The sequence below is a fragment of the Rahnella bonaserana genome (assembly GCF_019049675.1).
In the GTDB taxonomy this organism is placed as follows: domain Bacteria; phylum Pseudomonadota; class Gammaproteobacteria; order Enterobacterales; family Enterobacteriaceae; genus Rahnella; species Rahnella bonaserana.
On record NZ_JAFMOW010000052.1, the window covers coordinates 17752 to 43801 of the forward strand.

The following is a 26050-nucleotide window of genomic DNA, read 5'->3' on the forward strand; positions in this document are numbered from 1 at the left end:
TATTGCTCAGTATTGCTTTCTAATAAATTACCAGGCGGTCTTGCGGTTATTATTTTTATTATTACTATCTTGGTCCATCTGAATAATGAAACTGTATTCCTGTGCTGTATTTTTAAGCCGGTTCAGGCGACCTGATTTTCCGCCATGACCGGCGGCCAGCTCCGTGGACAGTAAAATCACTGACGATCCCTGATTCAGGGTTCGCAGGCGCGCCACCCATTTCGCGGGTTCCCAGTACGGCACTTGAGAATCGAATAATCCGCCGGTGACCAGCAGGTTCGGATACGCTGCCGCATGCACATTGTCATACGGGCTGTAAGATTTAATGCGCTGCCTGGCATCAGGCTGCGCCGGATTTCCCCATTCTTCATATTCGCCTTCGGTCAGCGGCAGCGTCGGATCCGACATCGTCGTCAGCACATCAACAAACGGCACCTGCGCGACCACAGCGCGGAACAGCGCCGGTTCCTGATTGATCACCGCACCCATCAGCAGACCGCCGGCACTGCCGCCCATGGCATATAAACGTCCCGGCTGGCCGAAACCTTGCTGCGTCAGCGCATGGGTGGCATCAATAAAATCATTGAAAGTATTGGTTTTATTCTCCAGTTTCCCCTGCTGATACCATTGCTGACCCAGTTCACCGCCGCCACGCACGTGGATCAGCGCGAAAATAAACCCGCGATCTAACAGGCTGATGCGGCTGGCGCCAAACGCCGGATCCATGCTCATGCCGTATGCACCGTAGCCGTAAGTCAGCAGCGGATTCCGGCCTTTGCGAAACAGCGATTTGCGATACACCAGTGAAACCGGCACCTGTACGCCGTCGCGTGCGGTGATCATCAGCCGCTGGCTGGCGTAGTTCGCCGGATCGACGCCTTGTACCGGCTTCTGTTGTAACAACGTGCGCGTGCCGGCAGACATATCCCATTCATAAATGCGGGTCGGCGTGGTCATCGACGAGTAGCCATAGCGCAGTTTGTCGGTGTCCGGCGTGGGATTTGCACCGAGCCACGCCATGTAACTTTCTTCATCAAATGCCACGTTGCGTGTCTGACCCGTTTTCCAGTCGATCATTTCCAGCTGAACACGTCCCTGACTGCGGATCTGCAACACCAGCTGATGACGGAACAAAGCAAAGTTTTCCAGATCCCGTTGCGGATTTGGCGCAATCAGCGTCTGCCACGGCTTACCGGCGGATGGCGTTTCATACAATCCAAAATGCGGGCTATGCCAGCTGGAGCGGATGTAAAACTGACCGCGATAATGATCCAGATAATATTCGACACCCGCACGGCGCGCGGCGAATAACTGCGGCGCAGCCAGCGGTTCACCGGCAGGGATCAGCCGCACGTCGGAAGACGTGTTGCCACTGCTGACGATCATCAGATAATCGTCAGAGGCGGTGCGGGAAAGGCCGAGGTAAAAGCCGCCATCCTTTTCTTCATACACCAGCGCATCCTGAGAAACAGCTGTGCCCGTTTTGTGACGCCATACCTGATACGGCATCAGCGTCTGCGGGTGATTGCGAATGTAAAACAAATAATCCCCGTCCGCCGACCACTGCATATTTCCCGAGGTGTTTTGCAGCACATCGTTATGCCAGAAGCCGGTTTTCAGATTGCGCAGACTGATGCTGTACTGGCGGCGTCCCTGCGTGTCTTCAGCAACGGCCATCTGCTGATTGTTGGTGCTGATTTCCAGCCCGCCAAACTGATAATACTGATGCCCGGCAGCGCGCTGACTGGCGTCCACCAGCGTTTGCCAGACAAGATTTCCACCAACCGGCTGGCGCAGATACTGCGCATACTCTTTGCCCGGCAGATAACGCTGCTGATAACGATAACCGCGCAGTTCATAAGGCACGGATTCGGTTTGCTCACCCTGACGGGCGTGCATTTCCTGGTACAGCGTCTCAGTTAATGCTGCCCAGCCGGACATGATCTGCGCGCTGTACTGATTTTCAGCACGCAGATAATTCAGCACTTTCGGATCCTGACGGCTGTCATCGCGCAGCCAGTAATAATCGTCCGTCCGGCTTTCACCGCCCGTCTGCAAAATATGCGGATGCTTTTCGGCAACCGGCGGCACAGGCTGCGCGGAAGTATTGGAGCAGGTAAAGAGCGTTCCCGCCGTCAGCAGCGTAATTAATCGTAAGAGAGTCATCATATTCCGTTAAGACTTGCGGCTGTTCGCACCGCTCAGGGTAAATTCCAGTGGCATTGTCACCGGCACCTGACCGGCTTTAAGCATCTCGCCCGGCGGTTGCGGCAGCGGGCTGGCACGCTGTAAAACCGCCAGCGCTTCGGTATCCATCGACATCGTGCCGGAAGATTTTACTAACCGGCTGCTGATCACTTCGCCGCGTTGATCGACGACAAAAGCCACCAGCGCGACGCCGGTGCGGTGGCGGGAAATGGCGTCCGGCGGATATTTTTTCAGGCGGTTAAGCTGCACTTTCACCCGCGTTTCCCAGGTCACTTTGGCGTCGCGGGTTTGTGAAGAATCACTGTTCATCGGCGCAGCGATTTTATCGGACACAGCCGCCGTCACCGGCGGGGCAGCAGCGCTGGCGGCGGAAGCCCGCGTAGGATCCTGCTGACGCTCCTGCGTTTTTTCTACCGGTTTGCGGCGTTTGGGCTGTTCTTCCGGCTTTTTACGTTGCTGAACCTGTTTGATTTCTGCGCTTTCATTCACCGGCGGCGTGATGTTTTTCTGCCACTGTGGCGTCGTTTCCTGTTTGCTCGACGCAGCCGAATCTACCGCCTGCTGAATACCGACCGGCAGCGGTCTGGTGGTTTGATTGTTTTCGATGCTGGCAGAAAGCGTCACCATCACGGCGGGAGGTGGCAGCTCAGATGGCGGCGGCACGGGCGCTGACCACAATAAAAATGCGGCCAGCGCGCCGTGTGCTGTCAGGGACATTATCAGTCCGATGACCCGGCGCTGAGGGCGAAAAACAATTGCCGCGGCGACCGGAGTATCGGGAAGGCTGTGAGTGGTCATTTAGTCCGTTAAAATGATAATGAGATTCAATATTATTTGATAATAGTAATCATTTGTAATAGCCCTTTACAAGAAACTTTCACAACCTCCACATTTTTATTTCAATGGGCGCAATAACTTAAGGGTTATTCCATTGCAGATTTAGCGACTGCCGCCGGGGTTATCCAGACGAAATCGGCCTGAGATTTATCGACAGCCACACCTTGTTCTGCCAGAAGCAGTACGGTGACGGACGCCGCTGCATCCAGATCTTTCACATGCACGGGAACGCCGATACTTTTACCTGCGTGATAACCGCCAGCGATCAGTAAAGCAGGAGACGGCGCGGCAAGAAGACGTTCCGCCATACGACGGTCGCGTTGTTGCTGGATCGCCAGCATGGCGTGCAGCTGTTCTGCGCCGATATTTTGCTGATGAGAGGTGCGGATGGTGTCACTGATGGCGTTTCGTACCTGTGGATCCGCTGAATGCACACCGGCCGGGAACTGGGGATTTTCATAGAATGCCATGATTTCACTGCGATCCAGATTGGCTGAAAGCAGCGGATACGGTGCTTTCATAGCGGTCATCACCACATCGCCGTACATCGACCAGTCCCAGCTTTTTTGCCAGTTGATCAGCTCAGCGACGCGTGCGGGGCGGGCGTCCGGTCCGGTTTGCAGCCAGGCTTTCACCTGATCCACTTTCGGCTGCTGATCCGGCGTCAGCATTTCCATCAGCACGCTGCCCTGCGGGCGCACGGATGGCAGGTTTTGTACCAGCCAGTTCTCGATCTGATGATGTACCGGGTTGTCGTGTTTTTCGCCCACTATAACGCGGGGTTGAGCCGCCAGTTTGCTCAATAACTGTGAGGGGGAAAGGGTTTCGCCGGTGCGTAAATCGGTAAGGGTTCCTACCGGCGCAGCCGCCGGGGTTGCGGTATGGCGCGGTGCGGTGGAGCAGGCGGTCAGTGCCAGAATAGCCAGAAGTAAAAACTTGTTCATTGTGATCCTCATTTTCCATAGCGGGACGCTGCCCGCATGTTATGGATAATGATTATCATTTACAAGTTAACGCCCCAGCGCGGTTTCAAGGCGATCTGCAAAGCGTTGCGCCTCCTGATGGCAGTGTTCGATGAATGTACTTACCAGCGCGGAGGCGGGACGGTGCAGCGGCCTGATCAGACTGACGGTAAATGGCACGGCGACGCTGAATTCCCGTAATACGACGCCGTTTTCGCTGTTTTTGACAGAATAGTCCAGCGCGGTCAGCGGATTGACGATCGACACGCCCGCGCCCTCGCGCACCATGCTGCACACCGACGCCGCACTGTGGGTTTCTATCGCAAGCCGCCGCGTAACCTGTTGTTCCGTAAATAAAGTATCCAGCAGTTGCCGGTAACTGTCTGTTGCCGACAGGCTGATATAATTCAGGCCACTGAAATCTTGTGGTGTGAGTCGCGATTTTTCTGCCAGGGGATGTCCGGCAGGCAGCACGCACACTTCATTCAGCGTCAGCAGGGTCTGGCGCTCGGTTCCGGCAGGCGTCTGGGTGTTTTCGGTCAGTCCTAAATCATGGCGCTGCGCCGACAGCCATTCTTCCAGCAGCGGCGATTCCTGCGGCACAATATTGAAACTGACATCAGGATAACGGTCGAGAAAAGGTTTACACACCGCAGGCAGCAGCGACTGACTGAACACCGGCAGGCAGGCGATTGAGAGCTGCGCCTGCTCGAACTGGCGGATACCTTCCGCTGCGCTGATGATCCTGTCCAGACCGTAATACGAGCGCTGCACTTCCTCAAACAATCGCAAACCCTGCACGGTCGGATATAAACGCCCGCGCAGGCGTTCGAATAACTGCAAATTCAGCAACTTTTCGCAGCGCGCCAGTTCGCGGCTGACTGTCGGCTGCGAGGTATTGAGCAACGCGGCGGCTTCGGTCAGATTGCCGGTGGTCATCACCGCATGAAAAATTTCGATATGGCGCAGGGAAATCGCAGGCATGGTTTATCCGGTCAGCGGCGTGAATTATCCATATCATAAATGAATAGACCAGCCTGAAATAGATATTTTATCGCCAGTCTGTCACGCGGCATACTGAGGGAAATATGACTGAATTTACCTGACGGAAAATCTTATGCCACGCGCCCTGAATGACATATCGACCGCGCTTAATGCCGCGAATTTACTGGCTCTGCCGCAACAATTTGGCTGCCCTGTCTGGGCGTATGACGCGGAAATTATCAAAGCGCGCATCGCGCAGTTGCGTCAGTTTGATGTGATCCGTTTTGCGCAGAAAGCCTGTTCCAACATTCATATCCTGCGCCTGATGCGTGAGCAGGGGGTGAAGGTCGATTCCGTTTCGCTGGGCGAAATTGAACGTGCGCTGGTGGCCGGTTTTATTCCGGGCCGTGAGGACAGTGAAATTGTGTTTACCGCAGACGTGCTGGATCAGCCGACGCTGGAACGCGTGACGGCGCTGGATATTCCTGTGAATGCCGGTTCCATCGACATGCTCAGCCAGATTGGTCAGCACAAAGCCGGGCATCCGGTGTGGTTACGCGTGAATCCTGGCTTCGGTCACGGGCACAGCCAGAAAACCAATACCGGCGGCGAAAACAGTAAACACGGTATCTGGTATGCCGATTTACCCCAGGCACTGGCGGAAATCGCCCGCTACGGACTGAAACTGGTGGGTATTCATATGCATATCGGTTCCGGCGTGGATTACGGCCATCTGGAACAGGTATGTGATGCGATGGTGCGTCAGGTAATTGAAACCGGACAAGATATTGAAGCGATTTCAGCCGGTGGTGGTCTGTCGATTCCGTATCATTTCGAAGAAGAATCCATTGATACCGGCCACTATTTTGGCCTGTGGAACCGTGCGCGTGAGCAAATCGCTGCACACCTTGGGCACGAGATTAAACTGGAGATCGAGCCGGGACGTTTTCTGGTGGCGGAATCCGGCGTGCTGGTGGCGCAAATCCGCGCGGTGAAAGACATGGGCAGCCGTCACTTTGTGCTGTGTGATGCAGGTTTTAACGACCTGATGCGTCCGGCAATGTATGGCAGCTATCACCATATTTCGCTGTTACCGGCCGATGGTCGCGATGTCAGCGGACAGCCGCTGACGGATGCTGTGATCGCCGGCCCGCTGTGTGAATCCGGCGACGTGTTCACCCAGCAGGCCGGTGGCGGAGTGGAAACCTTCCCGCTGCCGCCGGTACACATCGGTGATTATCTGGTGTTCCACGATACCGGCGCGTACGGCGCATCGATGTCATCGAACTACAACACCCGTCCTTTGCTGCCGGAAGTGTTGTTTGAGAACGGTGTGCCACGTTTGATTCGTCGCAGGCAGACGGTGGAAGAGTTAATTGCTTTAGAACTGTAATCCCCGTCATCCTTCGAGCTGCATCTGCGTTGGCTGCGTTCATGAACCCCGGTCACATACTTGTGTATGCTCCCGGGGATTCATTCAGTTGCCGCCTTGATGCAGCTCAAATGATTTAGGGGAATTCCTGCGTTATAAACTCATTACTTATCAAACATCTCTTTTCTCAGTAACACGATCTCTTCGGCCAGATCACGGCACAGCATGGCGGTCATCAGATGATCCTGCGAGTGCACCATGATCAGATTCACCGGAATTTTGCCCACGCCTTCATCCAGACCAATCAGTTGCGTCTGGACTTTGTGTGCGACCCGCGCCGCATCGTCCGAGGCTTTCAGCATCGCATCGGCCTGTTCCCATTCTTTTTTACGTGCGTGCTGAATTGCCATCATTGCGTTAGATCGTGCTTCTCCGGCGTTGATCAATAACTCCATCACCGTTTGTTCCAGATCGAATTCCATCGAAAACTCCAAATTGGTATACCAGAAAAGTGTGAATTCATCATATTGGAATTCCAATATTCACATGTGAGAACGCTGTCACAGAAATTAATTCGTATTCCGCTATTTTTTGGCATGCCACATTACGGAAAAGTTCGTCGTAAAGTGGCCGACAGGATAATTAACAAAACCGGATTCTGACTCAGCTTCGGACGACACCTTTAATCCTCATTCAATATAAAAAGGTGAAGACGAAACCAACACCTGTGAAGTATAGAAAAATGAAAATGAGGTGCTGTCATGTCACTGAAAGACCGTTTTATCGATTCTCTCGGGGGATTCGCCAATACCTTTAATAGCCTCAGATATATCATGGCTATTAAGGCTTCTTTTATCACGTTAATGCCCGTTATTATTGTGGGGGCATTCTCAGTTTTAATTTCTAATATGGTGATGGATCCTAAAAACGGATTAGCTCACTTTGAAATGTTCTCCTGGCTGGCGACGCTCAAACCGATCATGAGCAGTATTAACTACGCCACGCTGAGTTTTCTGACCATCGGTGCCGTATTTTTAATTGGGATTGAACTCGGGAAAATTAACGGTTCACGTTCGTTATTTCCGGGGCTGCTGGCGGTAATTTGTTTTATTGCTGTTACGCCGACCACCGTCGATATGATGGTCAATGGCCAGATGCAGGAAGTGAAAGATGTGCTGGCCAAACAGTTCTCCGATACTAAAAGTCTGTTCCTTGGCATGTTTATTGCCATTCTTTCGGTCGAGATTTATTCCCGTCTTGAACGGATAAATGGCCTGCGCATTAAAATGCCCGAGAGCGTGCCGCCTAACGTTTCGGCGTCTTTCTCGGCGTTAATTCCCGCCATTATTACCGTGGTTATCGTCGCGACTTTCGGCTTTGTTTTCCATCGCGTCACCGGTATGTATTTGTACGACGCGGTGTATCAGGTGATTCAGCGTCCGCTGGAATCGGTGATGCAAAGCCTGCCGGGCATTCTGCTGCTGATGTTTGTCGCGCAGCTGTTCTGGGTGATTGGTATTCACGGCAACCAGATGATTAAACCTATCCGTGAACCGCTGCTGCTCGGGGCGATCATGGTCAATATGACGGCGTTTGAGCAGGGCCATGAAGTGCCGAATATCATCACCATGCCGTTCTGGGATGTGTATATGAGTATCGGCGGTTCTGGCTGCACCATCGGTTTGCTGCTGGCAGTGATGCTCGCCACACGGCGTAAAGAGATGCGCGAAATCGCCAAGCTTTCTCTCGGACCAGGTTTCTTCAACATCAATGAACCCGTGATTTTCGGCATGCCGATCATGCTTAACCCGATCCTCGCCATCCCGTTCATTATCACGCCGCTGATCACCGGCACCATCGGCTATTTTGCGACGAGCCTCGGATTCGCCGGACGCGCCGTGGTCATGGTGCCCTGGACCACGCCGCCGATTATCAACGCCTGGCTTTCCACTGCGGGGTCGATGGGCGCGGTGGTCACGCAAATTGGCTGCATCGTGGTGGCGGTACTGATTTACCTGCCGTTCGTGAAAGTGGCCGCACGCCGTGCCGAACAGGCGCAACGGGAAGCCCTGCAGCAGAGCCAGAAACAGGCCGCAACCGCGTAAACCATTCGGAAAAAGAGGGACGTTATGAGTAAGGTTTCAATCGCCATTCCTGACGGATTTATTCTCGGTGCTGCGGCATCTGCGTGGCAGACCGAAGGCTGGAGCGGCAAAAAAGACGGCCAGGATTCGTATCTGGATCTCTGGTACAAAAATAACCGCCATGTCTGGCACAACGGTTACGGCCCGGCGAAAGCCACCGATTTCATCAACCGCTACAAAGAAGATGTGGCGCTGATGAAAGCCAGCGGGCTGACGCATTATCGCACGTCAGTAAACTGGTCGCGCTTTTTCACCGACTACGAACGGGGCACCGTCGATGAAGAATACGCGGCCTACATTGACGACTATCTTGATGAGATGAAGCGCAATGGCATCGAACCGATGTTGTGCCTGGAACACTATGAATTACCCGCCTTTCTGATTGAAAAATATGATGGCTGGAGCTCGAAAAAGGTCGTCGAACTGTTTGTGCTCTACGCGGAGAAAGTCTTCGAACGGTATGCCGGAAAAGTCAGCCGCTGGTTTACCTTCAACGAACCGGTGGTGGTGCAAACCCGCGTGTATCTGGATGCGATCCGCTGGCCGTTCGAGCAAAATACTGCGAAATGGATGCAGTGGAATCATCACAAAGTGCTGGCAACAGCGAAAGTCGTCGAACTGTTCCATCGCAAAAAATATAACGCCGCAGGCACCGTCGGGGTGATTTTAAATCCGGAGGTGACTTACGCCCGCTCTTCAGCGGCGCACGATCAGAAGGCGGCGCATTTATACGATTTATTCTACAACCGGGTATTTCTGGACCCGATGATTAAAGGGGAATATCCGCAGGAGTTGCTGGAATTGCTGGAAAAGCACGGCGTGCATTTCGATTATTCCGAAGCAGAACTGGCGATTATCCGTAATAACACGGTGGATGAAGTGGGTATTAATCTCTATTACCCGCACCGCGTAAAAGCGCCGTCCCGCGAGTGGAATAAAGAGACGCCATTTCATCCGGCGTATTACTACGAACATTTCGAATTACCTGGCCGCCGGATGAACAAATCGCGTGGCTGGGAAATCTATCCAAAAATTGTTTATGACATGGCGATGCGCATTAAAACGGAATACGGGAATATTTCGTGGTTTGTGGCGGAAAACGGCATGGGTATCGAAAATGAAGGGCAGTTCCGCGATACAAAAAGCGGGGAAATTCAGGACGACTATCGTATTGAATTTGTTGCTGAGCATCTTTACTGGACATTAAAAGCGCGGGAAGACGGCGCAAATTGTCAGGGATATATGCTCTGGGCATTCACCGATAATGTCTCGCCAATGAACGCGTTTAAAAACCGTTACGGTCTTATTGAGATTGATCTTGATAACAAGCGTGATCGCCGTCAGAAGAAATCATCTCACTGGTTTAAATCGCTCAGTGAAAGTGGTGTGTTGTCATTAACGCTCGATGACCAGGAAAAATAACCTAAGGAAAACACTATGAAACGACTCGTTTTAGCCTGTTCGGCAGGGATGTCCACGTCACTGGTGGTCACCAAAATGGAAAAAGAAGCCGCCGCGCGCGGTCTGGAATTTAAGATTTACGCCATCCCGGAAAATAATCTGCGTGATGAGCTGGAAGCCTATGGCCGCGATATTGTCGCTGTTCTGCTCGGGCCGCAGGTACGCTTTAAGCTGGCGGAGAATAAAAAGCTGACTGATGAGCACGGGATCCCGATTGCAGTGATCGACATGGTGGCTTACGGCACGTTAAACGGTGCAAAAGTGCTGGATCAGGCGCTATCTCTGATACAGTAACATCCGGTCTTTTTTGTTATTTGCATCAGGGTGATTGTGTGGAAAAAGGTGTGGTTTCGCAGGACAGAAAGCAGTATCAGGAAATCGGGCACGACCTGCGTGAGCAAATCAAGCAAGGGCATTTCGCCGTAGGATCCCGCCTGCCGCCCGAAAGGAACATGGCGGAAACCTACGGTGTCAGCCGGACGATTGTGCGCGAAGCCTTACTGATGCTGGAACTGGAAGGCACGGTGGATATCCGTCAGGGTTCCGGCGTGTACGTGATCCGCATTCCTTCTCAGGAAGAGGGTGAAGACGAACTGATGTATCAGGGGCAAATTGGCCCCTTTGAAATCCTGCAGGCGCGGCAGTTGCTCGAAAGCAATATTGCCGCGTTTGCCGCCAAAATGGCCACCAAAGCCGATATCGAAAATCTGCGCCGCACGCTGGAGCAGGAACAGATTGCCATCGTTGCTAATGACGAAAGCGGCGATAACGACAGGCTGTTTCATCTGCTGATTGCCGGCGCGACGCAAAATCAGATGCTGCTCGATTCAGTGAAAAATATCTGGATGCACCGCGATTCCAGCCCGCTGTGGAAACAGTTACACAGTCATATCGCTACCCGCGGTTACCGTCTGAAATGGCTGGCTGATCATCAGAATATTTTGGCCGCACTGCGCCGCCGTGACGTCATGGGCTCTTATCAGGCGATGTGGCAGCACATGGAAAACGTCAAAAATACGCTGATGGAACTGTCGGATGTCGATGCACCGGAGTTTGACGGTTATCTGTTTGAATCCGTGCCGATTTTTCAGGGTAAGCTGGTCTGAGCGCGATGAAAATCATTAATCTCACTGAAAGACCTGAATTTGCGGAAGCGGTTGCCGACTGGCAATGGCAGGCGTTTGGCAGCGAAAACAGCCGCGAGTTTTTCGCCAGCGTGGTGAAAAGCTGTCTGACCGGCGCGGATTTGCCACAAACCTTTATTGCGCTTGATGGTGACACCTTAGCGGGAACGGTGGGATTGTGGCGCTGCGATTTGATCAGCCGTCAGGATCTGACGCCGTGGCTGGCGGCGTTATATGTGGATGACGCATATCGTTCGTGCGGGCTGGGGCAAAAGTTACAGGAATTTGTGCTGGAACAAAGCCGCAGCAGCGGCTTTCGTGAGGTGTATCTCTACGCCGAATTCACCGGCTATTACGAACGTTTTGGCTGGGAATATATCGGCGATGCGCTGGATTATCCTGACAAGCCGGTACGCGTCTATCACCAGTCACTTCAGGCACCAGTGACTTCAGGTCGTTGACGGGCTGCTCACCGAGTGCCGGCGAACCAGCGTCGGGCTGAACATGTGGGTCGTTTCCGGCAGCGGCTGACCGTTTGCCAGAGCTAACGCCAGTTGCGCAGCCTGATTCGCCATCGCCACCACCGGATAACGCACCGTGGTCAGGCGCGGGCGCAGGTAACGCGATATCAGCACATCATCAAATCCAATCAGCGAAATTTCTCCCGGCACATCAATGCTGTTATCGCTTAATACCGATAACGCACCGGCGGCCATCGGGTCGTTGTAGCAGGTCACCGCCGTGAATCCTCTGCCCAGTCCCAGTAAATCGGCCATGGCTTTTTCGCCACCGATTTCATCGGGTTCTGCATAGGCAATCAGCTTATCATCGACAGGAATATTGTGTTCCGTCAGCGCATCGATATAACCCTGCAAACGATCACTGGCATCAGAAATACCGTGGTTGGAACATAAAATCGCGATGCGCTGATGTCCGGCCTGAATAAGATGGCGGGTCGCCAGCCAGGAACCGTAACGGTCATCGAGGGCGATACAGCGTTGCTCAAAGCCCGGCAATGTGCGGTTAATCAGTACCATACCGGGGATTTGCTGCATCAGGCTGGTCAGTTCATCTTCCGGCAGCATTTTGGCGTGAACCACTAACGCCGCACAGCGGTGGCGGATCAGCTGTTCAATGGCCTGACGCTCTTTGTCGACGTTATGGTAGCCGTTGCCAATTAACAGGAAGTTACCTGTGGCATAGGCCACCTGTTCAACTGCTTTGACCATCGCACCGAAAAACGGGTCAGAAACGTCGGCCACGATTAGCCCCAGCGTTTCAGTCGCCTGCTGAGCCAGTGCGCGGGCGTTGGCATTCGGGTGATATTGCAGATGTTGCATGGCGTTCTGTACGGCTTCCCGCGAGCTGTCGCTGGCTTTCGGGGAATGGTTTATTACGCGTGAAACGGTCGCAACCGATACGCCTGCCAGTTTTGCTACATCCTTAATCGTTGCCATAACACTTCCGTTTTCCGTGAGGGTAATCGGTTACACCAGCCAGTTTTGCGGAAAAGACCTGAGGCTGCAAGGATGACGATCGCAACTTTGGCATGTAAGCGTGATGTAACGGAAAAAATACAGGAAAGTTTTGCGCCTCCTCTGTGCAGGAGGCGGCGGGGAGAGGGGGCAGGCGACACAATTCCCGGCGTAAACGTCACTCCACTTTCCTTCTGACTACACCCTTCCCTCCTCCTTAATCCACTGCATAAAATCATCGATAAACACTCGTGTTTTAAGCGGCAGCAGTTTATTGGGCAGGGTGATTGCGTAGGTGTTGCGCGGCAGGGGGTTCTCCACTCGCCATTCAGGCAACACGCGATGCAATTTTCCATTCGCGATATATCGGTTGGCAATGAATGTGGGGATCAGCGCAATGCCAACACCCTGCAAGATGGCGTCAATCATGGCGTCGCTGTTATTGATCATCAACCGTGGAACCAGCGTCACAGTCTCCATTATATCATTGTGCCAAAAACGCCAGGCACCGCGAAATTGCCGTTCATCGGGGAAAAAAATGTTGTGTTTGGTGAGCGCAGCCGGGAAATCCGGCAGCGCTTCGTCGTAATCCGCAGAACAAACCAATACGTAATCAATAGGCATCAGGGCACGGGCTACCATGTTCTCCGGTGGACTTTCGGTGACGCGCAGTGCCAGATCGTAGGCGTCCTGCGTTAAATTCGTGACGCGATCGGTCAGCGACAGCTCGACGTTTATTTCAGGATAGCGGCGTAAAAATGCAGGCAAAAAAGGGGTGAGCAGGATCTTACCCAGTGTGTTAGGCGCGGTGATCCGCAAAACACCCTGAGGAGTGTCGCTGAAGCTGTCTGCCCGGGAAAAAAGTGTCTGCGTAGCGGACAGAACCGTCAGCGCCTGCTGATAGATTTCCAGTCCGATCTCGGTGATGGCGACAGAGCGGGTCGAGCGGGTAAATAACACCACATTCAGACGCTTCTCCAGCCGGTCTATCATCCTGCTCACGGAAGAGGGAGCCAGCGAAGCCTCCCGTCCTGCAGAAGAAAAACTCCCTTTTTCAACCACCTGAATAAAAACGGACAAACTGGGAAGGAGTTCGGCTAACTCATTTGTGCTTTTCACGCATAGCTCTTTTGTTTCTGGAATATCTATCCAAATTATCATCAAGCCGTATGATGTTCAACAGAGGCAATCTCTGGTGAGAATAAGCCACAATAGTCAATTTAATTAATGGGTTAGCTATGTTGAACCAAACGGTTATTGAACGGATACGCCAGCACGATGTGCTGAATGTTGGCGTTAGTCTGGGTTTTAAAGGATTGTCGTTTCGTAATGCATTACATAATTGCTGGGAAGGGTTCGACATTGATTTAGCCCGTGCGGTAGCGGTGGCGGTGTTAGGTGATGTCGGAAAAATTCATTATATGCCGCTGCAGTCCGGTGACCGTTTTCGGGCGCTGCGTGACGGAGTGATTGACCTGGGGTCATTTAATTCCAGCATCACCTTCCAGCGTGAATCTGAGTCAGAAATCAGTTTTGTTCATCCGATGCTGTTTGATGGTGAAGTGCTGATGACGCCGGCGAGTAATTTGCTCGAACCCGTTGAACAGGCAAAGTATACCCGCGAGCGCCGGATAGCAGCCATGCGGGGATCAACTACCGAAGAAAACCTGAAGCGTTACTTTGGAAATTTAAATCTCTCCTGCGAGATCCGACTGTTTGATTCGCCGAATCAGGCCCGTCAGGCTTATCAGCTGGGCGAATGCAATATTTACTGTCTCGATTCCTATCTGCTGGCCGGCGAACGTGCTCAGCTGAAAGATAAAGAAGCGCACATTATCTTGCAGGACCGCATCTCGCTGGAAGCCATGTCACCGGCAGTGTCCTCACATGATACGCAGTGGCTGAAAGCGGTGACCTGGATCATGCGTACGCTGATAGAAGCGGAAAACTTACAGATCACCAGCAAAAACATTCTGGAAATGAGTCAGGAGGCGACGGGATACCTGCGCACTTTCCTTTATCCGTCAGAACAGCATTGTAAAAATCTGGGGCTGCGTCCTGATTTTATCCGCGCGATCATTCATCAGGTCGGAAATTACGGTGAAATATTCCAGCGTAATTTGGGGAAATACTCCGAGCTTAATCAGGAACGTCGGGATAATAATTTATGGTCTAAAGGGGGGATGCTGTATTCACCTTTATTTATCTGACATCTCATTTTATCCAGATTGATTTAATAACAAATTTCTTGTGCGATTATCATTTTAATATTCTTTGACAGGAACATCATGAGTGAATTATTGGCTGAAAAACAGCAAAAGATGGTATTGTCCGGTTCAGTAAAAAAAGGTTTCAGTTATTTAGACACACAGTCTGACAATGTAGATTTTAATATTATCAAGAATATTATTCTCCACGGTCATCATCAGGGTAATGTTCTGTATATTATCCGCGACTTTGCTAATAAAAAAATCTGCCAGGATGTCGCAGAAAAGTTTAATCAGATGGTAAATCGCAACGGGGGCGGAAACCGCGCCGATGACGGTTTTGTTCTGACCAATCAGATTGGCGCCACACAGTTTTCACGTAACGGTGAAGAGTATATGGCGGAAGTTAACCGCGTAAACGGCAGTGTTGCAGAACTGATGTCCGTCGCGGACAGCTATGCCACCGAGTCCCTGTTCCTCAATCGCACGCTGGAAGACTTATTCCTTGACGAAGGCATCCATTTTGGCCCGGCGCGTTATAAGAATTCTTACGCCAGCTTTGCCACGTTCCGACGCTGGCTGGATAACGGAGTCATGTCGCTGATGCCTCATGAAGACCGCGCCCAGCTTAAGTTCGCGCAACAGGACAATTTTGAAATTTCCGATGCAATGACGGTTACCGCGTTTAATGTGTGCCTGGAAGCGGCGCAGGGCGGCGGCGAATTGAAAATGTGGAACCTCGATCCGGATGAGCCCTGCCGCGCCCGCTTTGGCGTGACTGACACCGGTTATCCCTATCCTCCGCACCTGTTGCAGGGAGTGGAATCACTGTCAGTGCGACTGAATGCCGGGGATATTTACTTTATGAACGCCTGTCATCTGCACGGCGTCAGCAGCGTCAGTGAGGGAAGTCGTCTTACGGCCGGGCGCTTTATTGGCAGACTCAATAACAGCAAAGTGGTGTATTGGACATAACAGGAGTGAATTAATGTTGGTGATTCTTTCTCTCTTTGTCCTGAATTAATAACGAGCCTTATATGGAACATGTTAATCATCTTGCCACCGGGGGATATGCGTTTATTCCCGGTAGTTATTATCAAACATTGTCTGATGTTAATTACGATAATAAAGATATTTTTCTTTCTGAACTTGAACAATTAAAACTGGCGTATGAACAACTGACGCTGGATCCTTATTCTGCGGGGAATCGCTGGCGCGGTTATGCGCAATGCCGGCGCAATGAGCAGGGCGAGTTGAGTTTTGGTCATTTTACGGAATATAAGCAAACTAAAAAATACAATCCGGACACCGGCGGTATTGTTCGCCATTATCCTTTGCTGCCCGAAAATATTACGGCTAACCGCCTGATGCAGGCGATTTTACAGGACGACATCGCGTTTGTTGAAGCCTATGAGCGTATCGGGCCGCTGGAAGAGCTGTCTGTCGGCATTCATTTATTCCGCTATGAAGCGCAGTGTGATGCGCCCGCGTACAGCTCGCCTGTCTGGCTGCATAAAGATGATGAGGATGTAGTGTTTGTTCACCTGATCCATGCCTCCGACAACATGCTGGGTGGCGACAATCTGATTGCCCCGAACCCTAAAAATATCGAGCGGGTGCTGCGTCTTGAGGCGTTATTCGACACGCTGGTGGTGAATCACGACAAATACCATGCGGTAACACCCATAGGCTGCCGCCAGCCGGGTGAGACGGCACTGCGTGACATCATTCTGGTGACGTTCCAGCGCACGGTGAAGGAAGCAGCATGAGCCTGAAACATAAAGCATTTATCACGGGCGCATCCAGTGGTATCGGTCAGTCTATGGTGGCGGCCTATCTTGCCGCCGGCTATGCGGTAGAGGGCATCGACTGTTCCCCGTCCGTTTTCGCCAGTGAACCTGACTACGTTCACCACCAGATGGATATCACCGACTCAGTACGTCTGAATGGCGTATTTGAAGCGGCAGAATACGCCAGCGATAACAACGTCTTAATAAACTGCGCCGGTACGCGTGAAATCTGCCGAATCGATGAATTATCGCTGTCACTGTGGGAACGTGTTTTTGCCGTCAACGTGACCGCCAGTTTTGTTGCCGGACGTGCATTCTGTGAGCAACTGGTTCGCCATCACCGGCCTGGCAATGCCGTCAATATCGCCTCGGTCTCCGGTCTGATGGGCGAGCCTGATCGCACCGCCTATGTCTCATCCAAGCACGCGGTGATCGGCCTGACGAAACAGCTGGCGCTGGAATACGGCAAACATCACATCCGGGTGAATGCAATTGCGCCCGGTGTTATCCGCACACCGCTTACAGAACCTTACTACGACAACCCGGCACAGATGGAGAAGATCCAACGTGGTCAGTTCCTGCCTGTGCTGGGCGAAACGCAGGATGTGGCAAAAGCGGCAATGTATCTCACCTCATCTGATGCGCGATTTGTGACCGGTTCCACGCTGGTTATTGATGGCGGCTGGACGATTGGTAAAGACCTTTAATCCGATGGCCGGCATAACGGCCACTACTGACTTGCAGGAGTTTTATTATGAACAACACCTATATCTTGATCCTTGGCGGTGAGTTTGCTTTACGTGAGCGTGTGCTGGCGGGGGCTTTACGTGCCTCAGGCGGCATGCGGGTACTGACGATGGCAAAAAACCGCACCTCCCCGACCATCAAATTTTTCGACGGTTTTTTACCGGGGGATGTCGCCGATGCGGAGGCTGTACTGCTTGCTGTACAGGCTCATGAACAGGAAACCGGTGAAACGCCAGCGGCAGTTATCCCGATGAACGACTTCACCGTGCGTGCCGCCAGCCTGCTGACTGAGCATTACCAGCTTCACGGAAATGATTGCCAGACGATCACCAACTGCCGTGACAAATTTGTGATGAAGCAGATCCTGCAAGCAGCTGGCCTGCCGGTGCCTCGCTTCGCGGCGTTTCGCACCCTCACTGAACTGAAAAAACTGATCGCGGAGTTTGGTCTGCCCGTGGTGATTAAACCCCGTGAACTGGCGGGGAGTCTGGGCGTGTTGAAAATCAGTCACGAACAGGAAATCGAAGAAGTGTTCGCCCGTTGCGTTACCGATGTGATTTCACTTAATGGTGAATCCTTTGCGCCGGAAGATCTGTTCCAGGTCGAGGAATATATTCCGGCGTGGCAGGAAGTCAGCGTTGAGGTGATCAATCAGGGCGACTATCACCGGGCAATGGCCGTTACCGACAAATACCTGGGTGAAGAGCCGAATTTTGTCGAAGTGGGCCACAGCATGCCGTCGCTGCACAGTGACAATCAGCAACTGCGTGACATTGCTGAGCGTGCCTGTCATGCACTGGGGATCCGTTACGGGGTGGCGCATTTTGAAGCACGTATTACGCCTGCCGGTGAAATCAAAATCATCGAAGTGGGTGCGCGCACAGGGGGCGACACCATCATGGATTTGGTGGAAAGAACCTACGGCATCAACCCGTATGAACTGCACGTACTCAGCCATCTGAACAAACTTAAACCGCTGCCGGATACGCTCAAACCTCGCGGCCTGAGTGCTGTCGCTTTTATTAAAGCCGACGTGGGCGTGATTGAGAAAATCACCTTGCCCGCCAGTTTGCCAGCTCATGTGGTGAATATGCAGGTGACCGCTAAGCCGCTGGATCTGTCGAAAAAGCTGGTTTCGTGGAAAACCCGTGAAGGTTCCATAGAGTATTTCTGGCCACAGCGTGCCGCAGAACAGGGTTTTGACGAGCACTTAACCATTGCTGATCAATACGCCCGCTCGCTGTTTACCCTTCGTCAGATCTGATATCACCCGAGCCACTTCATTTGGGGTGGCTCCCGAACTCCTTCAAGGAAAGCAATGATATGAACAGTGATCGTTTTGGATTAAAACGTTTCGTCTTTTCCCGCTTTGCCGGGTCACTGTGCGATCAGTTTCTGCTGTTTGCCGTGCCGCTGGCCATTTTGAAAGCTACCGGTTCTCTTACCTTTTCCTCGCTGGCATTCGTGATTGAATGGCTGCCGCGCATTTTGTTTTTCCCGCTTTCAGGTTTTCTGGCTGACCGTATCAGGCCCCGTTTTATCTTCTTTAACGTGGAAGCCGGACGCTGCATATTAATGGTGGTCGCTTTCCTGACCCTGACCTTTCATCCCGGCGCCACATTCCCGGTGCTGGCGGTCATGATGGCGCTGCTGTCGGTGGCTTATGTCCTGAACTTTGTCGCCACTGAGGCGCTGTTACCGCGCCATATCCCGGCAGAGACTCTGCCGAAAGCCCATTCCATGTTGCAGGGTGTCGACCAGACCACGCAGGTTCTGGGCCCTGCGCTGGCAGTGGCAATTTCCGTCTATGGCGGCGTCGGGGCGATTTTAGCCTGTGCAGCCGTGCTGTTTGCTGTCTCTGCCATCAACTACCTGTTCCTCGAAACTCATGACCTTGAAGTCGCAGAGAAGATGAGTCTGCGTTCAATTTTGCAATCCAACATTACGGCGATTCAGGTGCTTAAGCAGAATAAAATCCTGCTGCATCTGTGTGCGCTGACCTGGGTAGTGAATCTGGTTTACGGTGCGGCGCTGGTGGTGAGTGCGGCGGTGATCCTCAAAGAGTTTCATCTGCCTGAGAGTTACTTTGGTGTGTTACAGACCTCGGCAGCGCTGGTCACCATCATTACGTTTTTCTTTGTGCCGCGAATTGCCAAACGTTTTGGGCTTTCCACGCTGGGCACCCTGTCATTTTGCGGCATGATATTGTCAGGTGCCCTGATGTCGCTTTCACTCGATTATGCGATGTATCTGGCCGGTTACGCATTACTGATGGCTTTTGACGGTGCATTCAGCGTCTACCTGCGCACCTTACGCAGCCAGATTATTCCGCAGAAACATCTGGGAAAAACCATGGGGCTGATTGGCCTGATGAATATGTGTTCGGTCCCGGTTAGCGGCCTTGCGGTGACAGCGCTGGCAGGCAGTTTTATGCCGTTGCAAATCATCGCCATCATACTGATTTTTGCGCTGATATTAGGATTGCTGTTGATCTTCATCGGCCGTCGTGCCTTCGGCTACAACAGCTGGCTACCGCCGGTCATCGCTCAGCCACAGGCTTGAATGATCATTTCTTACTAAAATGATGACGAATGGGGAGCAGGCCACTTTTACTGTTTATCCACATTTGTGCTTTGAGTTATCAGCGCAGTGAATGGTATTTTTAAAGTCATTTATCTGCGCTGAGAAAAATAGAAATAATGTCTATTAAACGCTATCCGCAACTTGCCCACTGGGGCGCGTACACCGCCGTGGTGGAAAACGGCCGGCTTATCCGCTGCGAACCTTACAAAGCGGATGCCGATCCTTCCCCTTTACTCGATTCTATTGCGCCGCTGGTCTATTCCGACAAACGTATCCGTAAACCTGCCGTGCGCCGGTCGTGGCTGAAAAACCGTGAGAACAGCGATCGAACGCTGCGCGGGCGTGAAGATTTTGTCGAGGTAGACTGGGATCTGGCGCTGGATCTGGTGGCTGAAGAGAACAAACGCGTGCGTGACCGCTACGGCGCTTCCGGCATTTTTAACGGCTCTTACGGCTGGTCATCGGCCGGTCGCCTGCATCATGCCCGTTCTCTGGTGCGTCGTTTTTACTTCACCGGCGGCGGTGGTGTGGATCAGCAGGGCAACTATAGCTGGGGCTCGGCGCAGTTCTTTCTGCCGTACGTTATTGGCACGTTTACCCCGCTGACCGGACGTGTGACGTCGTGGCCGAGTGTGGTCGAACATGCTGACATTCTGGTGGCGTTCGGTGGTCTGGCGCTGAAAAATGCGCAGGTTGCTTCCGGCGGTGCAGTTGAACATACCCTGAAACCGGCGCTGGAGCAGCTGGCGAAGAAAGGCACGCGCGTCATTAATATCAGCCCGATGCGTGACGACTGTCCGGAATTTGTGAATGCGGAGTGGATCCCGATCCGCCCGAACACTGACGCTGCGCTGATGATGGCGGTGGCGTATGAAATTCAGCGCAAAGAAGCGCAGGACGACGCGTTTCTTGCCACCCATTGCGTTGGTTATCCGCAACTTGCCGCCTATCTGCGCGGCGAAACCGACGGCATCCCGAAAACGCCTGACTGGGCGGCCTCTATTACCGGTGTTCCGGCAGAACGTATCGCGCGTCTGGCAGATGACCTGATCGGGGTGCGCAGCTTTATTACCTGTTCCTATTCCGTGCAGCGCGCCCACCGCGGCGAGCAGCCTTACTGGATGATGATCGCCATTTCCGCCATGCTCGGGCAGGTCGGTTTGCCGGGCGGCGGATTCTCGTTCGGACACGGTTCAATGAACAGCGTCGGTAATCCGCGTTATGACACGCCAGGGCCTGCCGTCAGCGCCGGGCCGAATCCGTCAGGATTGTCGATTCCGGTCGCGCGTATCAGCGACATGCTGCTCAATCCCGGTCAGCCGTATGAATTTCAGGGCGAGACGCTGAATTATCCGGATATTCATCTGGTGCACTGGGCGGGCGGCAATCCGTTCCATCATCATCAGCAGCTTAACCGGCTGGTCGAAGGCTGGCAGAAGCCGGATACTGTGATTGTGCAGGATAACGTCTGGACGCCAGCGGCGCAGATGGCGGATATCGTGCTACCGGCGACGACCTCGCTGGAACGTAACGATATCGGCGGATCCTCGCGTGACCGTTTCGTGCTGGCGATGCATCAGGCTATCGCGCCTCAGCATCAGGCACGTAACGATTTTGATATTTTCGCGGACATTGCCGATCGTCTCGGTTATCGCGAGCAGTTCACGCAGGGGCGCAATGAAGATCAGTGGCTGCGCCATATTTACCGTCAGTGCGGCGAAGCGCAGAAAGGAACTGGCGTGGAATGGCCTGACTTCGAAACGTTCTGGGAGCGCGGTTTTGTTGAACTGCCGATGCCGGAAAAAGACTACGTGTTCTTTGAGGAATTCCGTAAAAGCCCGCGCGCTAATCCGCTCGGCACGCACAGCGGCAAAATCGAATTGTTCTCTGAAACCATCGCCGGTTACGGCTATAAAGATTTCGCGCCGCATCCTGAATGGCAGCCACCGGTCGAATGGCTGGGGGCCGAAAGCGCCAAAGAATGGCCATTGCACCTGATTTCCATTCAGCCGAAAGATCGCCTGCACAGTCAGCTCGATCAGTCGCCGCTGGCGCAGTCGAACAAAACTGCCGGGAAGGAAACGCTGTTTATGCATCCTGAAGATGCGGGCAGCCGCCAGCTGAAAAATGGCGACCGGGTGAAAGTGCATAATGCGCGTGGTAGCTGTCTGGCGGGTGTTTCGCTTAACGACGGGATCACGCGCGGCGTAGTGCTGATGTCCACCGGTGCCTGGTTTGATCCGGGCTTTGGGGGTAAATGGCAGGAAACCGAGCAGGCGGGGAACCCGAATGTGCTGACGCTGGATATCGGCACATCGCGTCTGACGCAGGGGCCAAATGCGATGAGTTGTTTAGTCGAAGTCGAGATTATTCAGTGAACTATGTAATCCGTTAAGCTGAAAACAGATAAATCGGGTCGATTTTCACCACTCGTTACACTTTGCGGAATTATGTTTCGATTGCCTGCTGGCTGTGGTTCGTACAAAACAGCTAAATTGAACGTCCCAGAGGTATTGATTGGTGAATCATCAACGTGCTCTGCATGTTGATACCGATTAAATTTGCACCAACCTACGCGGATGCGTAGGTTTTTTTTTGCCTCAATACCTGCACGTCCTTAAGCAACCTCCTAAACTCTCTCTGACTGGCGTCTTTTGCAACCGCTTATAGTATGCTGTTTCCCCAACCTTTTTCTTTCAAAATCAGGGATGACACATAAGGAGATGGCAAACATGTATAACTTTCTTTTCGCCTTATTCAGAGGGCTTTTCCGTCTGATGTTCCGGGTCACTGTGACCCCGGTGAAAAACGACTTTAATTACCCGCGTTTAATCCTCACGCCGAACCACGTCTCATTTATCGACGGCATGCTGCTGGTGCTCTTTCTGCCGATCAAACCGGTATTTGCGGTGTATTCCAACATCACGGACAGTTGGTATATGCGCTGGCTGAAGCCGTACGTGGACTTCATGCCGCTGGATCCGACCAAACCGATGGCGGTCAAGCATCTGATCCGCGAAGTGGAGAAAGGGCGTCCGGTGGTTGTGTTTCCGGAAGGCCGCATTACGGTTACGGCTTCTTTAATGAAGATTTACGACGGCGCGGCCTTTGTGGCGGCGAAGTCACAGGCGACAGTGATCCCGGTGCGTATCGACGGGCCGGAATACACGCCGTTTGGCCGTTTGTTCGGCAGCTTTAAAATCCGCTGGTTCCCGAAAGTCACCATCAATCTTTTGCCGGCGACGACAATTCCTATGCCGGATGCGCCGCGTTCCCGTGACCGTCGCGTGCTGGCCGGTGAGCAACTGCATAAAATTATGATGCAGGCACGTATGGACACCCGCGAGCCGGAAACGTTGTATCAGGCGCTCCTGTCCGCGCAAACCCGTTATGGCCGCCGCAAACCCTGCATCGCCGATATCGCGTTCAAAGAAGACTCTTATCAGGGGCTGCTGAAAAAATGCCTCGGCGTGAGCCGTATCCTGCAACGTTTCACCCGTGAAGGTGAACATGTCGGGATGCTGCTGCCGAACGCCACCATCATGGCGGCGGCGCTGTTTGGCGCGTCGATGCGCAACCGCATTCCCGCGCTGCTCAACTACACCGCTGGCGCAAAAGGGCTGCAAAGCGCGATGAAAGCCGCGCAGATCAACACCATCATTACCTCCCGCCAGTTCCTTGAGAAAGGCAAACTGACACATCTGCCGGAAAATGTACCTGAGGCGAACTGGGTCTATCTGGAAGATTTAAAAGACACGGTGACCACGCAGGACAAGCTGTGGATCCTGTTCCATCTGATTTTCCCGCGTCGTGCGATGTTGCCGCAAAAGCCTGATGATGCGGCGCTGGTGCTGTTTACTTCCGGCTCGGAGGGTAATCCGAAAGGGGTGGTGCATTCACACGCCAGCCTGCTGGCGAACGTTGAGCAAATCCGTACCGTGGCTGACTTTACGCCGCGTGATCGCTTTATGTCATCGCTGCCGCTGTTCCACGCCTTTGGCCTGACCGTCGGATTGCTGACGCCGCTGATCACCGGTGCGCGCGTATTTTTATATCCAAGTCCGCTGCATTACCGCATCGTGCCGGAACTGGTGTATGACCAGAACTGTACAGTCCTGTTTGGTACCTCAACCTTCCTGGGCAATTACGCCCGCTTTGCCCATCCGTATGATTTTGCCCGCCTGCGTTATGTGGTGGCTGGAGCGGAGAAACTGGCTGAAAGCACCAAGGAAATCTGGCAGAACAAATTCGGTATCCGCATTCTGGAAGGCTACGGTGTGACCGAATGCGCACCCGTGGTAGCAATCAACGTGCCGATGGCGACCAAAGTGAATACCGTCGGTAAAATTCTGCCGGGGATGGAATCGCGTCTGATTACCGTGCCGGGTATTGAAGAGGGCGGTCGTCTGCAACTGCGTGGCCCGAACATTATGAAAGGCTATCTGCGCGTCGAAAATCCGGGCGTGCTGGAAACCCCGCAGGCTGAAAATGCCGCAGGTGAAATGCAGGCTGGATGGTATGACACCGGCGATATCGTCACGCTGGATGAAAAAGGTTTTTGCGCCATCCGTGGCCGCGTGAAGCGTTTTGCCAAGCTGGCGGGGGAAATGGTGTCGCTGGAAAGCGTCGAGCAACTGGCGATCAGCGCGTCACCGGATAAACAACATGCGGCGACATCGCGCAGTGATGCCAGCAAAGGCGAGGCGCTGGTGTTGTTTACCACCGATCCTGAATTACGCCGCGATGCGCTGAGTAAAGCCGCCCGCGAACTCGGGCTGCCGGAACTGGCGGTGCCGCGTGATATTCGTGTCGTTAAAGCGTTACCGTTGCTCGGCAGCGGTAAACCCGATTTTGTCACCCTGCGCCAGATGGCAGAAAACCCGGAGACTGAGGCATGATCCAGCCAGTAAAGGCGGCATCGCCGCTGATGTCAAAAAGCATGAGTGCGGTGATCGTGGCGCAGTTCCTGTCCGCGTTCGGTGACAACGCGCTGTTGTTCGCCGCGCTGGCGCTCATCAAACAGCAGCTTTATCCCGACTGGAGCCAGCCCGTTTTACAAATGGCGTTTGTGGCGACGTATATTATCCTCGCACCGTTTGTCGGGCAATTTGCCGACAGCTTCTCGAAAGGCCGCGTGATGATGGTCGCTAACCTGTTGAAACTGGCAGGGGCTGCGGTGATTTGCGCCGGCATGGATCCGTTCCTCGGCTATACGCTGGTCGGTATCGGCGCCGCGGCTTATTCACCGGCGAAATATGGCATTCTCGGTGAAATCGCCAGTGGCGAACAGCTGGTGAAAGCCAACGGGCTGATGGAAGCATCCACTATTGCCGCGATCCTGCTGGGTTCGGTTGCCGGTGGCGCACTGGCTGACTGGAGCATACTGGCGGCGCTCGGGATCTGCGTGCTGGCGTACGGCGCGGCAGTGGCGGCAAACTGGTTTATTCCAAAGCTGGATCCGGCGCGTCCGGGGCAGTCGTGGAATCCGGCAAAAATGAGCCGGACGTTTTTCTCTGCCTGTAAAACTTTGTGGCAGGATGGCGAAACCCGCTTCTCGCTGGTCGGCACCAGCTTGTTCTGGGGCGCGGGCGTAACGCTGCGTTTCCTGCTGGTGCTCTGGGTGCCGGTGGCGCTGGGCATTACCGATAACAAAACGCCGACGTTGCTGAACGCGATGGTGGCGATCGGGATTGTGTTTGGTGCGGGAGCCGCGGCGAAATTAATCCGTCTGGAAACCGTAAAGCGCTGTCTGCCCGCCGGTGTCGCCATTGGTATCGCTGTCGTGGTATTTGCGCTGCAAACCAGCATGCTGAGTTCTTACATCGTTCTGGTGGTGGTAGGGATTTTGGGCGGCTTCTTCGTGGTGCCGCTGAATGCCCTGTTGCAGCATCGCGGTAAAATTTCTGTCGGTGCCGGTAATGCGATTGCCGTACAGAATCTGGGTGAAAACACCGCCATGCTTTTGATGCTGGGGCTTTATTCGCTGGTGGTCATGGCGGGTGCGCCAGTGGTGGCAATTGGCATCGGATTTGGTGTGGTATTCGCGCTGGCCATTGCCGGGCTGTGGATCTGGAAGAATATGCAGAAACGCCGTCTGGCGTAATGTTGTTTTAGCACAAAAGAAAAGGGCGCTGAGCGCCCTTTTTTGTTGCCTGC

At 53.3% G+C, this 26050-nt stretch carries 22 protein-coding genes; 15 read left to right on the plus strand and 7 right to left on the minus strand.

Annotation, left to right across the window (positions count from 1 at the left end; genetic code table 11):
• Positions 1-27 precede the first annotated feature (27 nt).
• From J1778_RS03900 to J1778_RS03915, 4 genes are all read right to left on the minus strand, one after another.
• Positions 28-2166, minus strand: coding sequence for a S9 family peptidase (locus J1778_RS03900; RefSeq protein ID WP_217172080.1), 2139 nt, complete (start codon positions 2164-2166; stop codon positions 28-30).
• Positions 2167-2175: 9 nt separating this feature from the next.
• Positions 2176-3006 (minus strand): energy transducer TonB family protein, encoded by an 831-nt coding sequence (locus J1778_RS03905; RefSeq protein WP_217172081.1) that lies wholly within the window; start codon positions 3004-3006, stop codon positions 2176-2178.
• A gap of 125 nt (positions 3007-3131) precedes the next feature.
• Positions 3132-3989: a ChaN family lipoprotein gene (locus J1778_RS03910; RefSeq protein WP_217172082.1), complete on the minus strand. Its 858-nt coding sequence runs from the start codon at positions 3987-3989 to the stop codon at positions 3132-3134.
• A gap of 66 nt (positions 3990-4055) precedes the next feature.
• Positions 4056-4991 (minus strand): LysR family transcriptional regulator, encoded by a 936-nt coding sequence (locus J1778_RS03915; RefSeq protein ID WP_217172083.1) that lies wholly within the window; start codon positions 4989-4991, stop codon positions 4056-4058.
• 133 nt (positions 4992-5124) lie between these two features.
• Between J1778_RS03915 and lysA the strand changes: the two genes are divergently transcribed.
• Positions 5125-6384 carry a diaminopimelate decarboxylase gene (lysA, locus tag J1778_RS03920; RefSeq protein ID WP_217172084.1) on the plus strand — a complete coding sequence of 420 codons (1260 nt, stop codon included), beginning with the start codon at positions 5125-5127 and terminating at the stop codon, positions 6382-6384.
• 143 nt (positions 6385-6527) lie between these two features.
• On the opposite strand, the gene J1778_RS03925 is transcribed toward lysA, so the two are convergent.
• Complete coding sequence (locus J1778_RS03925; RefSeq protein ID WP_013574149.1) at positions 6528-6845, minus strand: PTS lactose/cellobiose transporter subunit IIA; 318 nt, start codon at positions 6843-6845, stop codon at positions 6528-6530.
• 279 nt (positions 6846-7124) lie between these two features.
• On the opposite strand from J1778_RS03925, the gene J1778_RS03930 reads away from it, so the two are divergent.
• Genes J1778_RS03930 through J1778_RS03950 form a run of 5 tightly spaced genes read left to right on the plus strand, consistent with a single transcriptional unit; the run spans position 7125 to position 11553 of the window.
• Complete coding sequence (locus J1778_RS03930; protein ID WP_217172085.1) at positions 7125-8468, plus strand: PTS sugar transporter subunit IIC; 1344 nt, start codon at positions 7125-7127, stop codon at positions 8466-8468.
• Between the two features lie 24 nt (positions 8469-8492).
• Positions 8493-9929 carry a glycoside hydrolase family 1 protein gene (locus J1778_RS03935; protein ID WP_217172086.1) on the plus strand — a complete coding sequence of 479 codons (1437 nt, stop codon included), beginning with the start codon at positions 8493-8495 and terminating at the stop codon, positions 9927-9929.
• Positions 9930-9944: 15 nt separating this feature from the next.
• On the plus strand, positions 9945-10262 hold the full coding sequence (locus J1778_RS03940; RefSeq protein ID WP_217172087.1) for a PTS sugar transporter subunit IIB: 318 nt from the start codon (positions 9945-9947) through the stop codon (positions 10260-10262).
• Positions 10263-10300: 38 nt separating this feature from the next.
• Positions 10301-11074 carry an FCD domain-containing protein gene (locus J1778_RS03945; RefSeq protein ID WP_095923259.1) on the plus strand — a complete coding sequence of 258 codons (774 nt, stop codon included), beginning with the start codon at positions 10301-10303 and terminating at the stop codon, positions 11072-11074.
• A gap of 5 nt (positions 11075-11079) precedes the next feature.
• Positions 11080-11553, plus strand: a complete 474-nt coding sequence (locus J1778_RS03950; protein ID WP_217172088.1) for a GNAT family N-acetyltransferase — start codon at positions 11080-11082, stop codon at positions 11551-11553.
• On the opposite strand, the gene galR is transcribed toward J1778_RS03950, so the two are convergent.
• Together galR and J1778_RS03960 are read right to left on the minus strand one after the other, a co-directional pair.
• The gene (galR, locus tag J1778_RS03955) at positions 11542-12549 is read right to left on the minus strand and encodes an HTH-type transcriptional regulator GalR (RefSeq protein ID WP_217172089.1); all 1008 of its coding nucleotides are present in this window, start codon (positions 12547-12549) and stop codon (positions 11542-11544) included. The two genes, J1778_RS03950 and galR, sit on opposite strands and share 12 nt — an antisense overlap.
• A 216-nt stretch (positions 12550-12765) precedes the next feature.
• On the minus strand, positions 12766-13686 hold the full coding sequence (locus J1778_RS03960; RefSeq protein ID WP_217172090.1) for a LysR family transcriptional regulator: 921 nt from the start codon (positions 13684-13686) through the stop codon (positions 12766-12768).
• Between the two features lie 119 nt (positions 13687-13805).
• Here J1778_RS03960 and J1778_RS03965 point away from each other — a divergent pair, with 119 nt between their 5' ends.
• The 9 genes from J1778_RS03965 to lplT all read left to right on the plus strand — a co-directional run bounded on the left by J1778_RS03965 (position 13806) and on the right by lplT (position 25997).
• Positions 13806-14777, plus strand: coding sequence for a transporter substrate-binding domain-containing protein (locus tag J1778_RS03965; protein WP_217172091.1), 972 nt, complete (start codon positions 13806-13808; stop codon positions 14775-14777).
• Positions 14778-14855: 78 nt separating this feature from the next.
• Positions 14856-15749 (plus strand): L-isoleucine 3(1)-dioxygenase, encoded by an 894-nt coding sequence (gene hilA / locus J1778_RS03970; protein WP_217172092.1) that lies wholly within the window; start codon positions 14856-14858, stop codon positions 15747-15749.
• A gap of 62 nt (positions 15750-15811) precedes the next feature.
• On the plus strand, positions 15812-16543 hold the full coding sequence (gene hilB, locus J1778_RS03975; RefSeq protein WP_217172093.1) for a 3(1)-hydroxy-L-isoleucine 4-dioxygenase HilB: 732 nt from the start codon (positions 15812-15814) through the stop codon (positions 16541-16543).
• Positions 16540-17271 carry an SDR family NAD(P)-dependent oxidoreductase gene (locus tag J1778_RS03980; protein ID WP_217172094.1) on the plus strand — a complete coding sequence of 244 codons (732 nt, stop codon included), beginning with the start codon at positions 16540-16542 and terminating at the stop codon, positions 17269-17271. Before hilB ends, J1778_RS03980 begins: the two co-directional genes overlap by 4 nt.
• Positions 17272-17318: 47 nt before the next feature.
• Complete coding sequence (locus tag J1778_RS03985) at positions 17319-18575, plus strand: ATP-grasp domain-containing protein (RefSeq protein ID WP_217172095.1); 1257 nt, start codon at positions 17319-17321, stop codon at positions 18573-18575.
• A 59-nt stretch (positions 18576-18634) separates the two neighbouring features.
• Entirely contained in the window at positions 18635-19873 is a 1239-nt protein-coding gene (locus tag J1778_RS03990) for an MFS transporter (protein WP_217172096.1), read from the plus strand.
• Between the two features lie 137 nt (positions 19874-20010).
• Complete coding sequence (locus tag J1778_RS03995) at positions 20011-22272, plus strand: molybdopterin guanine dinucleotide-containing S/N-oxide reductase (protein WP_217172097.1); 2262 nt, start codon at positions 20011-20013, stop codon at positions 22270-22272.
• Positions 22273-22626: 354 nt separating this feature from the next.
• Positions 22627-24792: a bifunctional acyl-ACP--phospholipid O-acyltransferase/long-chain-fatty-acid--ACP ligase gene (aas, locus tag J1778_RS04000; RefSeq protein WP_217172098.1), complete on the plus strand. Its 2166-nt coding sequence runs from the start codon at positions 22627-22629 to the stop codon at positions 24790-24792.
• Positions 24789-25997, plus strand: coding sequence for a lysophospholipid transporter LplT (gene lplT, locus J1778_RS04005; RefSeq protein WP_217172099.1), 1209 nt, complete (start codon positions 24789-24791; stop codon positions 25995-25997). Before aas ends, lplT begins: the two co-directional genes overlap by 4 nt.
• Positions 25998-26050 lie beyond the last annotated feature (53 nt).

Bases quoted from the DNA above. Each gene is read 5' to 3' on its own strand.
- J1778_RS03900 (WP_217172080.1), bottom strand. From the start codon at position 2,166: ATGACTCTCTTACGATTAATTACGCTGCTGACGGCGGGAACGCTCTTT.
- J1778_RS03905 (WP_217172081.1), bottom strand. From the start codon at position 3,006: ATGACCACTCACAGCCTTCCCGATACTCCGGTCGCCGCGGCAATTGTT.
- J1778_RS03910 (WP_217172082.1), bottom strand. From the start codon at position 3,989: ATGAACAAGTTTTTACTTCTGGCTATTCTGGCACTGACCGCCTGCTCC.
- J1778_RS03915 (WP_217172083.1), bottom strand. From the start codon at position 4,991: ATGCCTGCGATTTCCCTGCGCCATATCGAAATTTTTCATGCGGTGATG.
- lysA (WP_217172084.1), top strand. From the start codon at position 5,125: ATGCCACGCGCCCTGAATGACATATCGACCGCGCTTAATGCCGCGAAT.
- J1778_RS03925 (WP_013574149.1), bottom strand. From the start codon at position 6,845: ATGGAATTCGATCTGGAACAAACGGTGATGGAGTTATTGATCAACGCC.
- J1778_RS03930 (WP_217172085.1), top strand. From the start codon at position 7,125: ATGTCACTGAAAGACCGTTTTATCGATTCTCTCGGGGGATTCGCCAAT.
- J1778_RS03935 (WP_217172086.1), top strand. From the start codon at position 8,493: ATGAGTAAGGTTTCAATCGCCATTCCTGACGGATTTATTCTCGGTGCT.
- J1778_RS03940 (WP_217172087.1), top strand. From the start codon at position 9,945: ATGAAACGACTCGTTTTAGCCTGTTCGGCAGGGATGTCCACGTCACTG.
- J1778_RS03950 (WP_217172088.1), top strand. From the start codon at position 11,080: ATGAAAATCATTAATCTCACTGAAAGACCTGAATTTGCGGAAGCGGTT.
- galR (WP_217172089.1), bottom strand. From the start codon at position 12,549: ATGGCAACGATTAAGGATGTAGCAAAACTGGCAGGCGTATCGGTTGCG.
- J1778_RS03965 (WP_217172091.1), top strand. From the start codon at position 13,806: ATGTTGAACCAAACGGTTATTGAACGGATACGCCAGCACGATGTGCTG.
- hilA (WP_217172092.1), top strand. From the start codon at position 14,856: ATGAGTGAATTATTGGCTGAAAAACAGCAAAAGATGGTATTGTCCGGT.
- hilB (WP_217172093.1), top strand. From the start codon at position 15,812: ATGGAACATGTTAATCATCTTGCCACCGGGGGATATGCGTTTATTCCC.
- J1778_RS03980 (WP_217172094.1), top strand. From the start codon at position 16,540: ATGAGCCTGAAACATAAAGCATTTATCACGGGCGCATCCAGTGGTATC.
- J1778_RS03985 (WP_217172095.1), top strand. From the start codon at position 17,319: ATGAACAACACCTATATCTTGATCCTTGGCGGTGAGTTTGCTTTACGT.
- J1778_RS03990 (WP_217172096.1), top strand. From the start codon at position 18,635: ATGAACAGTGATCGTTTTGGATTAAAACGTTTCGTCTTTTCCCGCTTT.
- J1778_RS03995 (WP_217172097.1), top strand. From the start codon at position 20,011: ATGTCTATTAAACGCTATCCGCAACTTGCCCACTGGGGCGCGTACACC.
- aas (WP_217172098.1), top strand. From the start codon at position 22,627: ATGTATAACTTTCTTTTCGCCTTATTCAGAGGGCTTTTCCGTCTGATG.
- lplT (WP_217172099.1), top strand. From the start codon at position 24,789: ATGATCCAGCCAGTAAAGGCGGCATCGCCGCTGATGTCAAAAAGCATG.